An 18,211-nucleotide genomic window follows, 5' to 3' on the forward strand; every position below is an offset into this window, starting at 1 on the left:
TTTGCTGATTGTCGGTATTTCTGCAAGAGAGGGTCAAAAGTTGTCAAAATATTTGACAAAGTTGCCACTTTATGGTAAGAAATTGGGTTATTATTATCCCTTAAATTTTAAATTTCATCCCATCCAGTTAAGCCAGAAGACATAACATAACTGGTAACAGTTGCTTCAAAAAAGTTAGCTTTGGTGTGGCCTTCTTTTTTGGTATCGGAAAAGCGTTCCAGATGGTTATAGGGACTTTTGTTATACTTTTCTTCCCTGTATAAAGGCTCAAGTCCGATCGCTTTTAGCCGAATATTAGCGAGGTATTTAGTGTACTGTTCGGTACTGTATTCGGTAATACCTAAAATGTCGTTGCCAACGATGTGATTTGTCCAGCGACATTCGTGTTTAACGGCACTATCGAACATCTCATAAATCTGTTCAACGGAATGGGGAAAAATTGCCATGGCTTCAGGAATAAGTTTTTGATACAAACGGACGTGACTTAATTCGTCCCGGTTGATCATTTTGAAAACGTCAGCACTACCGGACATTAGCTGTCGAGAAGCGAGATTATAGAAAAAGATAAAGCCGTTATAAAAATACAAACTCTCCAGTAAATAGTCGGCAAGAAGAGCGATAAAATAGCTTTCAGTAGTTTGTTTATCGATGTATTGCTGGTAGAGACTAGCAATAAATTCACAGCGATCCTTGAGAACTTTATCGGTGCGCCAAAAGTCATAAACTTCGCCTCTGCGATCCGAGGGAATAATCGTTTCAATTAAGTATTGATAACTTTGATTGTGCATGGCCTCTTGAGAAATTTGTTCCGCCATACAAAGACTAATTTCTGGCGCAGTGACGCTACCTTTTAGGTGGGGAATATTACAGGTTTGCACGGAATCAAGAAAAGTTAGATAGGACAAAATACCATCATAAGCATATCTTTCTTCGTCGGTAAGATGCCCGTATTCAGTCACGTCTTGAGTGATATCTAAGCGTTGCGGGATCCAGAAATTTTCCCGCATTTGTTGATATAAACCCACCGACCAGGTGTAGCGGACATCGTTTAATTGCATCAGGTTGGTGGTGTTACCAAACCAGATCGAACGGTTTTCGATCGCATCATCTCCCGACGGATTGAAGATCGGGGAAATGGGCATCGAATGGCAAGAATTAACTAAATGTAAGGACATGACTACTTGGACATTAAGGCACTTTTAGTTTATAATAGGTTTTCGGTAAAAAGTCAAATGGTTTGATTAGGGATAAATTCAAAATCTAGGGCTTCTGCCAAAGTAAATGGGCAATCGTTCGGGAATTTATCTAGGTTTATCCCTGTTTCAATAGCGGCTTTTTTTCTAGCCTTATTATAGCATTTTTTGAAATTTTCTTCTGTTAAAAAACTCTTAAGACTAGGGCTATTTTCTAAATCTTCTTCGATTCTTTCGCGATGCTCAAAAAGGTTTAATGCCCAGCTTCTGGTTTGTTTTTCTGGCTCTTGTAAGTATTTTAGTAAATGCCATAAAATCACGCTCAGATTGCTTTTTAATGCTTTCTGTTGACTGATAGATATAGATTTTATTTCTTCAATTAAATTCTCTAAATCTAATTCAGAAAATTGATTATTTTCTAGCAAAAATATGGTTTTATCTATCCAGGGATAGTAGTCTTTTTTGTATAAGTTCTTTTCCATAATTCGCCAATTCAAAAATGAAACGCATCAACCTCAAGAGTTGACAAAGAAATGCTCATCAGGTACTGTCTGATCATTAACAAAAACAAATCAGACCCAAAAACGAAGCCCCCAACATCTTAACATAGAACAAAGAAACTTGCTCTACCAACTTAGTCAAGAGGGAAATTTATCGTATAACTGCTAAAATAGCAATGACTAAAATATCGGTTAATAAATGTTTTTGGGTTGGGGACACTCTCGGTTCAGGAATATCGGCTCTTCCAGGTTTGGTGGGTAAAATGTATTCTAAGATACATTCCTCCTAGCGAGGGGGTGGAACGAACCACTCCAGACACAAAGGACACAAAGATCGATCAATCCTATGTAAGTTAAACTTATCACACAGAACCTAGAAGAGCCATTAATTTTGCTGAGATACTTAAAAAGTAAAAAAGGGGTTGGGGGAAGAACCTCGGCCTGACTGTAGCCAATTTGACAGAATTAATCGATAGATAAGAGTGAATGGAAGTAACTAGGATAAGTTCGCAGTTTTTAGCAATCTTATCCCGTTTTTTCCCTGTAAATGCTGTATCTGTGCGGCTTTTCCCAATTATCTCCCTCAACACTCCTACCACTTAATTTCCATGCAGGGTTATAATTGTATTAAGATGTGTAACAATTCTCTGGCAAACTCTTGACAAAGGATAACAAATCTGCTCTACCAAAAAACAGGAAAGGTTTTATTTCTATGACATTAATTCAAACCGCCCAATTATCGCTAGAAACTTTGGCTTTAGCCTTTTTTAAGCAGACAGAAGGACGCTGGCAATCCCAGAGACGTTATTACACCCTCACCCAAGAAACGGAACCCCAAGAAGTTATCAGCGCCATCGAGATTAAATATTTACCCCAGGGCAGCGAACCATTAATTCAACTGGCCCGTTTACATAATCTGGAAGATACAACTTTATTAGGTGGTACGGAAGTGACTTGGCAAAGTAATTATCTCCGTCCCCAGAGTAAAAAACCCTCCAACGGTTCCACTATATTCGGTATTTTAGATAATATTCTCTATCGCGATCGGGGATTTGCGACGGATAAACCCGTTAGTGCCATTTATACCTTTCCTAACCCCTCTACTCTCTGTCTGAGAACAGAATACGCCGGTTCTGTCTTTGAAGAGGAAATTAAACTCATCGGTCAACAATATCGCACTCGACAAACTATTATCTCTCGCGCCGGTCAAGAATTGATGATCGGTCAATATCTAGAAAAACGGGTTAATTAGTCAAAAAAATGGCGGCTATTCCCAGAATTTTGACTTCTATCCTAGGAATAGGGCTGAAATCAAATCAGCCCTTCCCATAACTCCCCTTTAAACCGGGGTTAAATTGTCTTGATTCTGACTAGCGAGAAACTTCTCTAATTCCGTAATCGCATCGGCATCGACTTTAGTTTGCATGGGACAGAATTTCGGTCCACACATCGAACAAAACTCCGCAGTCTTATAGATATCTGCGGGTAAAGTCTCATCGTGGTATTCCTTAGCGCGATCGGGGTCCAAGGATAACTGAAATTGACGATTCCAATCAAAATTATAACGAGCAATGGAGAGTTCGTCATCACGATCCCGCGCCCCGGGACGATGACGGGCGATATCTGCCGCATGAGCCGCTATTTTGTAGGCAATTAAGCCATTTCGCACATCTTCAGCGTTGGGTAAACCGAGATGTTCTTTCGGGGTGACATAACATAACATCGCCGTCCCGTACCAACCCGCCAGAGCCGCCCCGATCGCCGAGGTGATATGATCGTATCCGGGGGCAATATCGGTGACAAGGGGACCAAGAACATAGAAAGGTGCTTCGCTACACTCCTCCATTTGTTTTTTCACATTAAATTCAATTTGGTCCATGGGAACATGGCCCGGTCCTTCCACCATCACCTGTACATCGTGTTCCCAAGCGCGACGCGTCAGTTGGCCGAGGGTTTTCAATTCCGCTAATTGGGCTGCATCGGAAGCATCGTGGGTACAACCGGGACGTAGGGAGTCACCGAGACTAAAAGAAACGTCATAACGCTTGAAAATCTCGATAATTTCGTCGAAATGGGTATATAGAGGATTTTGCTTGTGGTGGTGCAGCATCCACTTAGCAATAATACCACCCCCCCGGGAGACAATCCCGGTCAGACGAGTTTTGACTAAAGGCAGGTGTTCGATGAGGATTCCCGCATGAATCGTCATGTAATCCACCCCTTGCCTGGCGTGTTTTTCGATAATATGGAGGAAATCTTCGGGGGTGAGTTTTTCAATATTGCCGTGAACGCTTTCCACCGCTTGATAGATGGGTACAGTACCGATGGGGACGGGAGAAGCATTGATAATCGCGGTGCGAATTTCGTCCAAATTACCGCCACCGGTGGAAAGATCCATTACCGTATCGGCGCCGTATTTGACCGCTAGGTGTAATTTTTCCAGTTCTTCGTTAATATTCGAGGAGTTAGGGGAAGCCCCGATATTAGCATTAACTTTACACTTAGAAGCAATACCGATCGCCATGGGTTCGAGGTTGAGGTGATTGATATTAGCGGGAATAATCAGTCTTCCTCGGGCGATTTCGCTGCGAATCAATTCGGGAGAGAGATTTTCCCGTTTTGCCACATACGTCATCTCTTCGGTAATTATCCCCTGACGGGCGTAGTGCATTTGCGATACATTTGCTTGTCCGCGCCGGGGGGCAACCCATTCTTGTCTCATAATTTTATTTCCTCTGTAAACAGCTTCCCTACGCTGGAATTACCCAGTCTCAGGTTCTAAGGGTCTTTCTCAGCCTGATTGCCTCAGACACCCCTAGCTATGACGGCAATTGTATCACTGTTGACGACTGAGGAGATCAAGCTTAAGATTGTTGTTTGATTAGGCGGTTATCAGTTATCAGTTATCAGTTATCAGTTATCAGATGTGAGTTTTGGCTCTTCTGGTTTCTGTGTGGAAACGAGGTCTATACTGATAGTTTATTTAACAAAATAGTCCTAAAAGTCTTTCCCAGTAAACATTTCACGATTTCATAAGCAAAAATTATCACACAAAGTCGAGAAGAGCCGAGTTTTCAGTTCACTGATTACTGTTTACTGTTTACTGTTCACGGCAAAAAACTTCCCACTTCCCCACTCCCCTGCTGATTCCGAAAAAAAGGGGCAGGCAAAAGCCTACCCTAGGATTAATTATCAATCAAACCTTAGACATCGTAGTAGAGAGAGAACTCGTAGGGGTGGGGACGTAAGCGCATCGGGTTAACTTCGTTATCGAGTTTGTAGGTGATCCAGTTGTGGATAAAGTCTTCGGTAAAAACACCAGAATCGGTCAAAAAAGCGTGATCTTTTTCGAGACTTTCTAGTGCTGCTTCTAGAGAACCGGGGGTAGAGGGTATTTTTGACAATTCTTCGGGACTGAGTTCATAGATATCCACATCGAGAGGTTCTCCCGGTTCAATTTGATTTTTAATCCCATCGATACCAGCACAGAGCATAGCTGCAAAAGCGAGGTAGGGATTAGAAGTCGCATCAGGACAACGGAATTCTAAACGTTTAGCTTTCGGGTTGCTTCCCGATAAAGGAATCCGAATCGAAGCGGAGCGATTACCTTGGGAGTAGGCCAGGTTTACTGGGGCCTCAAAACCGGGGACGAGACGCTTGTAGGAGTTGGTGGTGGGGTTAGTTAAAGCTAAGAGAGCGGGAGCGTGTTTAAGCAAACCACCGATGTAGTACAGTGCCATTTGGCTGAGTCCGGCGTATTTATCCCCGGCGAACAGGGGTTGACCATCTTTCCAGATAGACTGGTGAACGTGCATCCCGGAACCATTATCGCCAAAGATGGGTTTGGGCATAAAGGTGACGGTTTTACCGTATTTCTTAGCCACGTTCTTAATGCAGTATTTGTAGGTCATCAAGTAGTCGGCGGCCCGTACTAGGGTAGAGAATTTAATCCCTAGCTCGTTTTGACCACCGGTAGCGACTTCGTGGTGATGTTTTTCGATGGGAACTCCGCAGTCGGCCATGGTTAAGAGCATTTCCGTGCGAATGTCTTGAGAGGTATCGGTGGGACTAACGGGGAAATAACCCTGTTTGTAGGCGGGTTTATAGGCAAGATTTCCGTCCTTTTCGTCTTTACCGCTATTCCAACGACCTTCGACACTATCCATGTAGTAATAGCCGGAGTTGGCGGTTTGGTCAAAACGAGCGCTATCAAAAAGGAAAAATTCTGCTTCCGGTCCAAAATATACGGTATCACCTAAACCGGTAGTGCTAAGATAATTGATCGCTTTCTGGGCAATAGAGCGAGGATCGCGGCTATACCATTCACCGGTTCTCGGTTCTTTGATGCTACAGATCATGCTTAGGGTCGGTTCCTTGTAGAAGGGATCGATCCAAGCGGTGGTAGGATCGGGAACCATGGCCATGTCGGATTCGTTAATTGCTTTCCAACCGCGAATACTGGAACCATCGAAGGCAACACCATCGCTGAAAGAGCTTTCATCGATTTGATCGTAGTAGAACGAGCAGTGTTGCCAGATACCTGGCATATCAATAAATTTCAGGTCAATAATCTTAATATTGTTGTCCTGAATCATTTTCAAGACTTCTTGTGGCGTTTCGGGCATGGAAAACTCCTTTGACTTATGGATCGGTTCTTAAGCTTCTCAAAAAACCCATCCTAAACAGTCACTTTGTCCAGTTTTGTATTTTTCGATACAAAATCTTTGATCCTAGCTTGAAAAAATCTGTAATTTTCTTGTTGAGTTCGGTAATCGCCCGGAATGGCGATTTGCCTATCAGCTTCTACTGCCTCTTGCCACACTTCAAGGAGGTTCGTTTGTGCAAACATTGGCCGTTTGGAGATTTTCTGCTCACTGAAAAGCTTCCAGGGTAATGATTTGGTAGTAGTGGCGTAGCCCTCTTGCTTACCTGGTAGGAAGTGTGTAAAGTATTTATTAATAAAAATAATTGGAACCCGATCAGTCTTTGAACCTCCTCAGAAAACTGGTGATTTTCTAGTAAAGATATGGTTTTCTTTATCCAGAGATAGTAATCATGTTCGTATAAGTTCGTTTCCATAATTATTCCCATTATTTTGATATTTCAGGAAACCAATCCTCATTTAACGCCTGTTCTATAGTACAAATTGGAGCTAAACTGACCAAATTTTCAGCCATTCCCGATAATTCGATAAAAGAAATACGAGCTTCTTGAAAAGAGTTGTTAAAAATTTCAATCAGATAAGGCTGTAAACTAGGACTATCGGCAATAATTCTTTTTATGGCACGACGAAAATTCCTAATTTCATTTTTCCATCCTCTTTGATTATATTCTAATTCCGACTGCCAGTAAACCAGTTTTAGCAAATGTTCTAATAAGCGAGTTAAATAACTTTCTAAACTTCGTTTCTCACTTTTACCAATGCTGCTAATTTCTTCAATTAAATTCTCTAAATCCAAATCAGAAAACTGATTATTTTCCAGTAAATTAATGGTTTTTTCTAACCAGAGATAGTAGTCTTTTTCGTATAAGTTCTTTTCCATAATTATCCCCCATTATTTTGATATTTCAGGAAACCAATCCTCATTTAACGCCTGTTCTATAGTGCAAATTGGAGCTAAACTGACCAAATTTTCAGCCATTCCCGATAGATCCAAAAATAATTTACGAGCATTTTGATAACAGGGCAAGAAAATTTCCGATAGATAGGACTTTAAACTGGGACTGTCTTCAATAATTTGTTGAATTCCTAGGCGAAAATTCCTAATTTCATTTTTCCATCCTCTTTGATTATATTCTAATTCTGATTGCCAGTAAGCTAGTTTCAGCAAATGTTCTAATAAGCGAGTTAAATAACTCTTTAAGCTTTGTCGTTGACTTTTGCCCATGTCGCTAATCTCCTCGATGAGATTATCTAAATCCAAATCAGAAAACTGGCGATTTTCTAGTAAAGATATGGTTTTCTCTATCCAGAGATAGTAATCCTGTTCGTATAAATCACTCTTCATTGCTTAATCCTCTCCGAGAAACTCAGGAAACCAATTTTCATCTAAAATTTGGTTGATTGATCCAATAGGTGTAGCACTTAAAAGTCTTTTATCGATGCCAGAACCTTCGACAAATAGATGGCAAGCATCCTCATAACATTTATCGAGAATCTCGGTGAGATAAGATACTAAGTTTGTATTATAGTTTCCATCCTTTTTGTTGCTAATAATTCTTTTTATTTGAATGCGAAAATTTAAAATCTCTCGTCGCCACTTGTTTTTATTGTAATCGCGCTTAGATTGCCAATAAGTTAATTTAAGTAAATGTTCCAAGAGTTTAGTTAGTAAACTCTCTAACTTCTGACGTTCTCTTCTGGACATATCTTTTATTTCTTCAATTAAATTTTCTAAATCCAACTCAGAAAACTGACGATTTTCTAGTAAAGATATGGTTTTCTCTAACCAGAGATAGTAATCCTGTTCGTATAAAGTCTTATCCATAGCTGTGATTAGGTGATCAATAAAACTCACCTTTAAATTATATAAAAAAATTAAGGTGGGCATTGCCCACCCAAGTTAACTTTAATTAGCGCAACTAGAACAACTATCGTCAGACTCTCGAAAATTGTCCTTTTGTACGGTACGGACATAATAAATCGCTTTACACCCCAATTCCCACGCCATGATTAGAGTATCAAAGATATCTTTAGCGGTGAGACAACGGTTAGGTTCTGCGGGAAAGTAAACCCCTTCATTGAGGTTGAATAATAACTCCATAGAAATCCCCGTATCGATCCATTCTTGCATAGTAGCGATCGCTTTTACCACCTGCTGCTGTTCGAGATTTTTATTCTCTGGATAAAACCAGAAAGCTTCTTCAATAAAAGGTGGTGCGATGGGAACGGTTCCCTTTGCCCATTTATCGTAGAAAAAGCGACTATAAACCGGCAAAACACTAGCGGTACATCCCTGTACCAAACTGGAGGAAGTATTAGGAGCAATGGCGGTAATATGGGAATTACGGATGCCAAATCGTTGAATATCTTCGGCTAATTGTTGCCATCTTTGCGGTTGCACTGCGTTATTTAAAAACCATTCCACTGGTTTGGCACCGATTAATTTACCTTGGCTCCATTCGCTACCCAAGAAAGCTTGATAAGCGCCGCGTTCTTTGGCTAATTCCATCGAGGAATAGGTACACCAATAGCCAATTTCTTCAAATAAATTACTAATTTCTGACAGGTTATTGTAGGATAATTTCCGTTTAGCTAACCAGTCAGCCAATCCCATCGCCCCTACCCCAATAGTGCGATATTTATCGTTGTGGTTTTTAGCATTATCAAAGGGAGGGTTAGTGATATCGATAGTATTGTCGAGAATTCTGACAGCGATTTGACAATTAGACTCGATTTCTTCCTTGTCGATGTTGGCTAAATTAAGGCTAACTAAATTACAGCAATGGGCAGTTTTATCCGGGGTGACATTCGAGAAACTCTCCGTGCATAAATTTACACCAGGGATATAGCCATCGTGTTTATTAGGATTAGCGCGATTGATGGTATCTTTGAAGGCAATGTAGGGCATTCCTGTTTCTACTTGGGAACGCATGATACTTTTAAATAAGTCCCGGGCATTGATTTTTTTATAGAGGAGAACCTCTTTATCTAAATTAGCCTCTACTAAACGATAAGCCTCTTCAAATTCTTCCCCCCATAGTTCCGCTAATTCTATACCTAATTTTGTCCGAACTTCGTAGGGATCTACTAATGTCCACTCGGCTTTAGTTATCACCCGACGCATAAATTCATCGGTGATAACTAATTGGGGAAAAACATCATAAGCTTTGCGTCTTTGATCACCGTTTTCTGTCTGCATTTCCAGAAATTCTGGCACATCTAAATGCCAGATGTCAACACCGATAGTTACTGCCCCAGCGCGTCTTCCCCCCTGATTTACTGCAATAGCTGTATCGTTGAGTAATTTAATCCAAGGAATAATCCCCCCAGAAGCATTAGCTTTCCCCATTACCCAGCTACCAGTGGAGCGAATTCTACTCACATTCACCCCGACACCGCCACCATTTTTGGAGATGCGGGCAGCATTAGTAATCTCGCTGAAAATGCTTTCTAAACTGTCATCAATGGAAAGTATAAAACAACTGGTTAGGGAACCTTTGGGTGTGCGTAAATTGGCTAAAATTGGGGTAGCAAGAGAGATTTTTCTTTGAGCAATTGCTTGATAAAATTTCTTAGCCCAGGGGAGTCTATTAGCTGGCTCTTCCACAGTGGCAAGCAGTAAGGAACAGGTTAATAATGCCTCTTGGGGTAACTCATTTTTGAGTAAATAACGGCTAGTGATTAACAATGCCCCAGCGTAATCATAATCGATATCCCAATCGGGATTAATCCAAGAACCGGCTTCTTTTAATTCTGCTTCGGAATAGATGAGAATCCTTTCGTCGTACAGCCGATTTTTAACTTGAGTTTTGACGGTTTTCTCGTAATTTCCGTACTGATAACCTCGGACTACTAAGGTATCTTTCCACAGACTCCAAATATGCAATCTTCCCGCTACATAGCGCCAATCCGGTTCCTCGGGACTACACATTTCTAGGGCGCAATTGATTAAATTATCCTGTATTTCCCTAGTGGTAATCCCATCCCGCAGGCGTGTGGTTAAACCCGCTTCTAAGGCGATTGAATTGACTTTTTTACCTTCACAAGCCCACTCTACCACGTCGCGAATTTTGCCGATATTTAAGCTGGTGGTGGAACCATCGCGCCGAATCACTCTAATTCCATGGCTGCCCATATTAGCTAAAGGGGTAGAACGAAAGGGTATTACTTCGTTATTTTTGTGAATGGAGACGGCAGTAGTCAAGGGCTTCGATTGCATAATTGGGAAATTGCGGCGTTAAAAAACTTGACAAATTAATCTATTTGTACTAGAGCATTCTATCAGATTTTCTGGGAAAACACAACATCTAGCGTGTTAAATAATTTTATCACTCTATATGTGGTATAACCAGGATTATTTTGTTCCCTAAAAACCGTGTTTTGGATGACATTTTCTGGAAAAAATTCTCGATTCTCTCTCAAAGTGGTTCTTTTGTATGCTTGACAAAAAGCTTTTTCTTTGATAGCAAAACAGACTGACTGCTGAGGAGGTTATGGTGAGATTTTATTTGTTCTTAACTTTTCGATAATTTAAGACAAGAGTGGATTAAAAGTCAAATTTCCTCTGAGAACCTCTGAGAGAGTAAAATTTCTCTTTTCGCTATTTAGTGGCTTACCGCTAGAATAATAGGACAAAACGCTATATATAGCGTCTAGCCAGTAGAGGACAAGGATGAAATATTTAGAAGAATGGCGTGGTAGCGGGGTGGATGCGGAGTTAATCGCTCTCAATGTCACCAGTTTAGCGGGGTTATCTCCCAGTGAATACCTACTCTACTCCCAAGAATTACCGCGACGCAATGATGGCAGAGTTAGGGATAGTATTCTCAAGCGTTATGAACATACCAGTCAAGGCGGTTGGTGGTGTTCAGGAATCGACCTACTAACGGGCAATTATGACTCTTGGGGCTGTTTTAAGCCCGATTTTCCCCGTTTAAGCTTCGATAATGCTAAACCGATTAAGTACGAACATCCTCCCCAAACCCCCACGGGAGTCTTTGCTTTGCGGGTTCCCCTGAAAATTTGGCAAAAAGTAGCCCAGCGTATCAGTATTAATATTTTAACTGAAGAAGTGGATAATAAGCAAGAGGATCTCGGTTTTTGGTCCTGGGTAATCAAACATCCAGAGATACCTATTTGTCTTACGGAAGGAGCGAAAAAAGCGGGGGCATTACTAACAGCAGGTTATGTGACAATTGCTTTACCCGGGATTCACAATGGTTATCGTACTCCCAAGGACGAACTAGGTAGGAGAATCGGTAAATCTCATCTAATTCCGCAGCTAGAAAAATTAGCTAATTCCGGACGCAAGATTTATCTAGTTTTCGACCAAGAAACTAAACCGAAAACCCAGCAAGCGGTTAATTTAGCTTTACAGAGAATGGGTTATCTATTCACCCAGGCTAACTGTGAGGTAAAGGTGGTTACTTGGGATGCTGCTGACGGTAAAGGAGTGGATGATTTACTAATCAATCGAGGAGAAGATTACTTTAAACAAGTCTATCAAAAAGCTACCTCTTGGGAGATTTGGAAGGCAGCAAGTTTAAATAGTTTAACTCTCCCACCTCATCTAGAGTTAAATAGCCGTTACTTGCCAGATATTTCTGTTCCTACATCAGCGCAGTTAATAGCGATTAAATCGGCTAAAGGTACGGGAAAAACTGAGTTTTTAGCCAAGATAGTTAAACAAGCTATTGCCAATCAACAAAAAGTTTTAGTTATTGGTCATCGGGTGAAACTGGTAGAGGAGTTGTGTCAACGCTTTGGTTTAAACTATATCAGCAAAATTAGAGATAATCCTGCGGCACAAATTTACGGTTATGGTTTATGTATTGACTCTCTCCATCCCCAATCACAAGCTAAATTTAAAGCAGAAGATTGCCAAGGTGCTATCATTATTATCGATGAGATCGAACAGGTTCTATGGCATGGGTTAAATGGGGATACTTGTAAAACTAATCGTGTGGCAATTTTAAAATCCCTAAAGTCCTTGCTGCAAACTGTGGTCAGCAGTGGGGGTAAAGTCCTAGTCGCTGATGCTGATTTAAGTGATATTTCCCTAGATTATTTAACTTCTTTAGCTGCAATTAAACTAGAAACTTTCTTGATTAGTAACGAGTGGAAACCTAGTTATCAAGAAGCTTGGCGAGTTTATAACTACTCCGATAATACTCCCCAACGGCTAGTTAATGATTTGGTCAAGCATATTAAAGACGGAGGAAAACCCTTTGTTTGTCTATCAGCACAAAAATTAACCAGCAAATGGGGAACAATTACCCTAGAGTCTTATCTAAAAAAGCAATTTCCTCATAAGAAAGTTCTGCGGATAGACTCAGAGTCATTGCAAGATTCTAGTCACGCTGCCTATCAAGCGATTGGCAATTTAAATCAGTTGTTACTTAACTATGATATAGTTCTAGCTAGTCCCGCGATCGAAACGGGAATTAGTATTGATATTCAGCAACACTTTTCCTCGGTTTGGTGTTTAGCACAGGGAATTCAGAATCCCACTTCTATCGCTCAATTTTTAGGAAGAATTAGAGAGAATATTCCTCGTTATATTTGGTCAGCAGTGTACGGATTTAATCAGGTGGGCAATGGATCCACTTCTATCCCCAAACTTCTCACCTCTGGACACCGATTAACCGAGGTTAATATTCGCTTACTACACCAATCAGATTTAGAATCTCTGGAGGATTTAGATACAACTTTTCAAGCGGAATCTCTCCTCTGTTGGGCAAAAATGGCCGTAAGAGTCAATGCTTATATGCTTAATTATCGTCAGTCAATTCTAGGGATTTTACAAGCAGAAGGTCATAGAATTAAAGAACGAAATCAGGAAGAAGAACTAGACATAACTAATCAGTTAACGGAAGCAATTGAAGAAATTATGGAACATAATTATCGTTCTGAATGCGAGGCAATTGCCAGCGCAGCCGAGATAACGGAATCAGAGTGTCGTCTGCTAAAAAAACAGTTAGTTAAGTCAGTAAAAGAAAGGAGAATTATCAGGAAATATGACCTATACAAACGCTATGGAATCCCCGTCACACCACAATTAGTAATTAAAGATGATCAAGGATGGTATCAAGAACTACGCTTACATTACTTTTTGACAATTGGGCGACAATTTTTGTGTGATCGAGATGCTTTAATTGCGCGTAAACTGATAGAATCAGGTCACGGAAGTTTATTTATTCCCGATTTTAATAGTAGTCAATTAGGAGTGATTATCGGGACGTTAGAATTGTTGGGAATTCCCGTATTATTAGCTAATCCTGAAAGAGAATTAAATAATCATGATGCCGATTTACAAAAAATGGCGGAAATTGCCATTAAAAACCGTAACGAGATTAAAACTATCACCAAGATTAACCTCGCTAATACTTCCCGTCCTCTGACGATTATTCGTAATTTTTTAAACTTGTTAGGTTATGAATTAACTGACAAGGGCAGCCAGAGAATTGCTAAAAAATCTCTAAAAGTTTATCAGATTGTTGCACCTTATGACGGTAGAGAACAAGTGTTTCAACAATGGTTATTTAGAGACGAAAAATGTGCGGGAAGTTCCGAGTTTTGGTATGAATAAGGTTCTTATACCAATTCTCCAAAGTCTGACTACAGAAGTTTAATCCCCCTAAATCCCCCTTAAAAAGGGGAACTTAAAGGGGGATTTAAATTCGATGTGTAGTTTTCATTTAGAGAAATGGTATTAGGGACTTGTTATACAAATAATTAACCTTATATCTTGTGAAAAAATTAAGATCGATGTCGGCTGTATTAGCGCAGCTTGATGCAGATTAAATTGTTAATTTTGCCACAATACAAGGCGTTGCTGAATCAAGCTATGAATGCCAACCGTGCCATCCTATCTAAAAGTTAGTTTGCCAGAAGCTTCCTATCTCAAATCAGCAACACCAACTCCTGCAAACCGACACCGACACCCACCCCCAAACCACCGGACAAAACAGCGATCGAAACGAGATTAAATCCAGTTAATAGAGTTTAGATTTGATAGGGATTACCCAAGCGATCCACAAAAACATTGTAATCTAAAGGTAAACGCCCCGGATTAAGCCGAGGTTCCGCCGCGTAACCGATGGGAACGACAACAGCGATCGCCAGATCGGGATGATCGGCAGCACCGATCACAGCTTTTACCTTGTCCTCGATCCAACCGTTGAGAAAACAACTAGATAAACCGAGACTTTCGGCAGCTAAAACCAGATGAGTAGCGGCGATCATGGCATCTTTAATCGCGTATTCCCGGGTTTTTTCGCCCAAATCCTTTTGAAATCCCGGGATTGCCTGTTTAAAATATTTTACCGTGCCTTCGCTCCAGGCACCTGTACTGAGAGCCTGTTCATAGATAGGAGTTAGCTCTCCTCCTCCTGCGGCAGCATCGGCAGCGAAAACAAAAGTAACTGGTGCTTGGATAATTTGCTTTTGTCCCCAAGCGGCCTCGGCTAAAGCGGCCTTTTGTGCCTCATCTTGTACTAAAATAATTCGCCAATCTTGGATGTTGAAACTACTAGGTGCGGCAACGGTTAATTCTACTAGGGTTTTCAGCAGTTCTGGGGCGATCGGATCGGTGGTAAAATTTTTAATAGAACGACGTTGATTAATCGCCGTGGGAACATCGAGAGGCAAGGTCATAAAGTCAATGGATCAAGTTAAATACTTCTAATTATTATAAGGTCAAGCTATCAGCCTCAGTCTTAGGTGTGAAAAAACAGAAATAGTAAAACATCAGGGTTAAATTGTGGCAGTCAGGAAAAGATCGACTATACTGTTAAACTTAAACAGGTCATAACCCAATGACCATCTAGCTATAATCATGTCACCGCCACAAAAATCATTTTATGCTTTCTGAGCCGGAACCGAGGGACACTCTCACCACTGCCACCGTCAATATGGGCGATCAAAGTGCCGATATTAAGCCAATTTTAGCCTTAAAAGAGTTGGTCGCCAGTTTATATCGTGAACAAAACAAAGTTCAAAATCTCTTAAGTTCCCTCGGTTTTGCCCTGCGGAGTTTCAATAATTTAAACCAATTCCTCGATCTTACCCCCTTGATGGCCGCACGAGTGGCAGACGCGGAGGGAGGGGCGTTGATTTTGAGTAAAAATAACGGTCAAGTGGCGCTTGATCAACTGCATTGCCAAGATAATCAAATTAATGGGGAACTACGCCGACAATTAGAGGCAATTATCCGACAATTAAACCAAGAAACGCCACTTGAGAATAAAAATAGTCGATCGCTTCTCGATAGTCTCGACCATCAAATCCGGCAAACTCTCGGACAGGGTACGCAGATTTATAGTACACCAGTTTTGGTAAAAAATAGTGAGCGGGGACGTTTATACGTTTTCAGTCGCGATCCCGATTATGGTTGGACACCCACCCGTCGTAAACTGTTGCAGCTAGTGGCCGATCAAACGGCGGTAGCTATAGCTAATAATGAATTAACGATCGAATTACGGGCCAAGGAACGTCAGGATCGAGAGTTAGAAATCGCTTCCGAAATCCAAAATCGTCTTTTACCCCGGCAATGTCCGAAAATTCAGGGGGTAGAATTGGCAGCCCACTGCAAAACGGCTAATCGCGTTGGTGGCGACTATTATGATTTTATCCCCTGCAACTACGATCAATTTAAACCGGCAAGGGAGGCGGAAATGGAAGCCAGTACCGCTCCTTGGAGTATAGTCATCGGTGATGTCATGGGAAAAGGTGTCCCAGCAGGATTATTGATGACCATGACCCGGGGAATGTTGCGAGCGGAAGTGTTAAATCGTCACTCCCCGGCCCAGATTTTGCGTCATCTTAATCGGGTTATGTATGCCGATCTCGATAATTCTCATCGTTTCGTGACATTATTTTATTCCGAGTATGATCCCCTGACGCAGCGTCTTGGCTACAGTAATGCTGCCCATTATCCCACCCTCTGGTGGCGGGCTAAAACGGCAGAGTTAGAGTCTCTTGACACGGAAGGGACATTAGTTGGTTTAGAGGCCGATTCTATCTATGATGATGCCCAAGTGCAATTAGAAGCGGGAGATACGCTGATCTATTATACCGATGGCTTTACCGATGCAGTCAACTCGAAAGGGGAAAGATTTGATCAGAAAAATTGGCTATCGGCAGTTAAAGAAGCCTGTCAACAGTACAACGATCCTGAACAGATTCTAAAATATTTATTTGGAAAAGTGGACGCTTTTACTGGGTTAGGAAATGACAGTAGTGACGATATGACTTTAGTAGTTATGCGAGTGAAATCGGAGGAATAAATCATCGGTTTCTAGCTAAGTAAATTAGCCTAATTCGGCTCTTGCCATGGAGCAAATAAAGGCAATAAAGCTAACCCGGGTAAAGCGGCAATTACTGTGATTAAAAAGAACCACTGCCAACCGATCGCCGCTGCTAAAACTCCGGCGGGAGCGACTAAAATATCGCGACTAAAAGCCATTAAACTCGATAAGAGGGCGTACTGAGTAGCAGTAAAACGAGCATTACAAAGACTCATTAAAAAAGCCACAAAAGCGGCAGTACCTAGACCGCTGCAGAAGTTTTCAATATTAATAGCTAAGACCATAAAAGGATAATTTTGCCCTAAATTTGCTAAAATAAAATAGGCTAAATTACTAATAGCTTGTAGGCCGCCAAAAATCCAGAGCGATCGATTAATTCCCCAACGACTTAACAGGGAACCACCTAATAAAACTCCCACCATAGTTGCTATCATGCCCATACCGCCTTGGATCGCCCCGATAGCGGTTTGACTGAAACCAGTTTTTAAGAGAAAAGGAGTCACCATATTATTAACTAAAGCATCCCCTAAACGATAGAGAACAATAAAGGCGAGAATGCCGATTCCTTGACCTAATTGATAGCGTTGAAAAAACTCCCAGAAAGGCAACCAAACCGCCTCTAAAAGAGTTTGGGGAGTATCATCTCTAGGGGGAGTAGCTGGGGCGAAAAAAGACCAAATAATCGTTAAAGCCATCAATCCAGCTAGGAAAAGATAGACAAGGGGCCAGGGAAAGTGATCGGCTAAAATTAAAGCGATCGAACCAGTTAAAATTAAAGCCAAACGATAACCTAAAACCCCGATCGCTACCCCGGCACCCATCTCCCATTTTTCTAAAATATCTGTGCGATAGGCATCGTAAGCAATATCTTGAGTGGCACTAAAAAAAGCAATCAGTAGAGCATTAATTGCCAATAATTCCAAAGATTGTTTTGGTTGTTGAAAAGCCATGAAACCAATCGCTAAAGTTAGACAAATTTGAGCGATTAAAATCCAACCGCGACGACGACCAAGAAAAGGAGGAACATAGCGATCGAGTAAGGGAGACCAAAGAAATTTAAGAGAGTAGGGGAGAGCGACTAAACTAAATAAACCGATCGATTTCAGATCAACTCCTTCGGTGGTCATCCAAGCTTGCAGGGTGCGACTGGTGAGCAATAAGGGTAATCCAGAAGCAAAACCTAAGAATAGCAAAGCCGCCATTTTTTGACTGCGGAACACTTGCAAATAAGCGGAAATTTCTTTGATCATAGAGGGGGTAGGAGGATAGATTAGATTAAAGAATATAGTTAATTGACCCAAAAAGAAAGAAATTAGTTCTGACCGGCATCATTCCATCTTAACCATGGCCCGGCGATCAAAAAAAATTCCCGAAAAATAGCGGTCTTTCCCCCAGCCGTGGCTATAGGCAGTAGAATAGATGAGATTTTGATTCAGTAGTCTTGAAAAATTGCGGTCTTCTCCTTAAGATAGATGCTTGATTCCCCCAACTAGCTCCCATCCCTATTTACCCTTCCTAGATAAGGACCGCCACCCCCATCTTCCCTCC

14 protein-coding genes, 1 pseudogene and 1 riboswitch are annotated in these 18,211 nt (G+C 41.2%); of the genes and pseudogenes, 3 read left to right on the top strand and 12 right to left on the bottom strand.

Translation table 11 applies throughout. The features are described from left to right. Window positions 1–107: 107 nt before the first annotated feature. Both ACQY1X_RS01080 and ACQY1X_RS01085 read right to left on the bottom strand, forming a co-directional pair. On the bottom strand, window positions 108–1,175 hold the full coding sequence (locus ACQY1X_RS01080; RefSeq protein WP_016515829.1) for a ribonucleotide-diphosphate reductase subunit beta: 1,068 nt from the start codon (window positions 1,173–1,175) through the stop codon (window positions 108–110). A 53-nt stretch (window positions 1,176–1,228) separates the two neighbouring features. Continuing rightward, entirely contained in the window at window positions 1,229–1,675 is a 447-nt protein-coding gene (locus tag ACQY1X_RS01085) for a DUF29 domain-containing protein (RefSeq protein WP_430013802.1), read from the bottom strand. 730 nt (window positions 1,676–2,405) lie between these two features. Between ACQY1X_RS01085 and ACQY1X_RS01090 the strand changes: the two genes are divergently transcribed. Next, entirely contained in the window at window positions 2,406–2,945 is a 540-nt protein-coding gene (locus tag ACQY1X_RS01090) for a phycobiliprotein lyase (protein WP_002738011.1), read from the top strand. Window positions 2,946–3,032: 87 nt separating this feature from the next. On the opposite strand, the gene thiC is transcribed toward ACQY1X_RS01090, so the two are convergent. From thiC to ACQY1X_RS01130, 8 genes and pseudogenes are all read right to left on the bottom strand, one after another. After that, the gene (gene thiC / locus ACQY1X_RS01095) at window positions 3,033–4,415 is read right to left on the bottom strand and encodes a phosphomethylpyrimidine synthase (protein WP_430013803.1); all 1,383 of its coding nucleotides are present in this window, start codon (window positions 4,413–4,415) and stop codon (window positions 3,033–3,035) included. A gap of 8 nt (window positions 4,416–4,423) precedes the next feature. Then, window positions 4,424–4,520: riboswitch (TPP riboswitch) on the bottom strand. A gap of 376 nt (window positions 4,521–4,896) precedes the next feature. Continuing rightward, window positions 4,897–6,318 (bottom strand): type I glutamate--ammonia ligase, encoded by a 1,422-nt coding sequence (gene glnA, locus ACQY1X_RS01100; protein WP_002737277.1) that lies wholly within the window; start codon window positions 6,316–6,318, stop codon window positions 4,897–4,899. 53 nt (window positions 6,319–6,371) lie between these two features. Next, window positions 6,372–6,542, bottom strand: a complete 171-nt coding sequence (locus tag ACQY1X_RS01105) for a hypothetical protein (protein ID WP_016515827.1) — start codon at window positions 6,540–6,542, stop codon at window positions 6,372–6,374. 128 nt (window positions 6,543–6,670) lie between these two features. Further along, a pseudogene (locus tag ACQY1X_RS01110) lies at window positions 6,671–6,772 on the bottom strand (DUF29 family protein); the annotation flags it as partial. An 11-nt stretch (window positions 6,773–6,783) separates the two neighbouring features. Next, window positions 6,784–7,236, bottom strand: coding sequence for a DUF29 domain-containing protein (locus tag ACQY1X_RS01115; RefSeq protein ID WP_002777790.1), 453 nt, complete (start codon window positions 7,234–7,236; stop codon window positions 6,784–6,786). 12 nt (window positions 7,237–7,248) lie between these two features. Further along, window positions 7,249–7,701, bottom strand: coding sequence for a DUF29 domain-containing protein (locus tag ACQY1X_RS01120; RefSeq protein ID WP_024968827.1), 453 nt, complete (start codon window positions 7,699–7,701; stop codon window positions 7,249–7,251). A gap of 3 nt (window positions 7,702–7,704) precedes the next feature. Further along, window positions 7,705–8,181: a DUF29 domain-containing protein gene (locus ACQY1X_RS01125; protein ID WP_430013805.1), complete on the bottom strand. Its 477-nt coding sequence runs from the start codon at window positions 8,179–8,181 to the stop codon at window positions 7,705–7,707. Window positions 8,182–8,262: 81 nt separating this feature from the next. Continuing rightward, window positions 8,263–10,575 (bottom strand): ribonucleoside-diphosphate reductase subunit alpha, encoded by a 2,313-nt coding sequence (locus ACQY1X_RS01130; RefSeq protein WP_430013806.1) that lies wholly within the window; start codon window positions 10,573–10,575, stop codon window positions 8,263–8,265. Window positions 10,576–11,028: 453 nt separating this feature from the next. Here ACQY1X_RS01130 and ACQY1X_RS01135 point away from each other — a divergent pair, with 453 nt between their 5' ends. Further along, window positions 11,029–13,944 (top strand): plasmid replication protein, CyRepA1 family, encoded by a 2,916-nt coding sequence (locus ACQY1X_RS01135; RefSeq protein WP_430013807.1) that lies wholly within the window; start codon window positions 11,029–11,031, stop codon window positions 13,942–13,944. Between the two features lie 416 nt (window positions 13,945–14,360). Here the strand turns inward: ACQY1X_RS01135 and ACQY1X_RS01140 are convergent, their stop codons facing one another. Beyond that, entirely contained in the window at window positions 14,361–15,011 is a 651-nt protein-coding gene (locus tag ACQY1X_RS01140) for a nitroreductase family protein (protein WP_002735609.1), read from the bottom strand. A 206-nt stretch (window positions 15,012–15,217) separates the two neighbouring features. Here ACQY1X_RS01140 and ACQY1X_RS01145 point away from each other — a divergent pair, with 206 nt between their 5' ends. Then, entirely contained in the window at window positions 15,218–16,642 is a 1,425-nt protein-coding gene (locus tag ACQY1X_RS01145; RefSeq protein ID WP_287636275.1) for a PP2C family protein-serine/threonine phosphatase, read from the top strand. A 29-nt stretch (window positions 16,643–16,671) separates the two neighbouring features. On the opposite strand, the gene ACQY1X_RS01150 is transcribed toward ACQY1X_RS01145, so the two are convergent. Further along, complete coding sequence (locus tag ACQY1X_RS01150; RefSeq protein WP_103113345.1) at window positions 16,672–17,913, bottom strand: AmpG family muropeptide MFS transporter; 1,242 nt, start codon at window positions 17,911–17,913, stop codon at window positions 16,672–16,674. Window positions 17,914–18,211: the final 298 nt, after the last annotated feature.

This window comes from Microcystis protocystis FBCC-A270, from assembly GCF_050500235.1.
Taxonomy (GTDB): Bacteria; Cyanobacteriota; Cyanobacteriia; order Cyanobacteriales; family Microcystaceae; genus Microcystis; species Microcystis ichthyoblabe_A.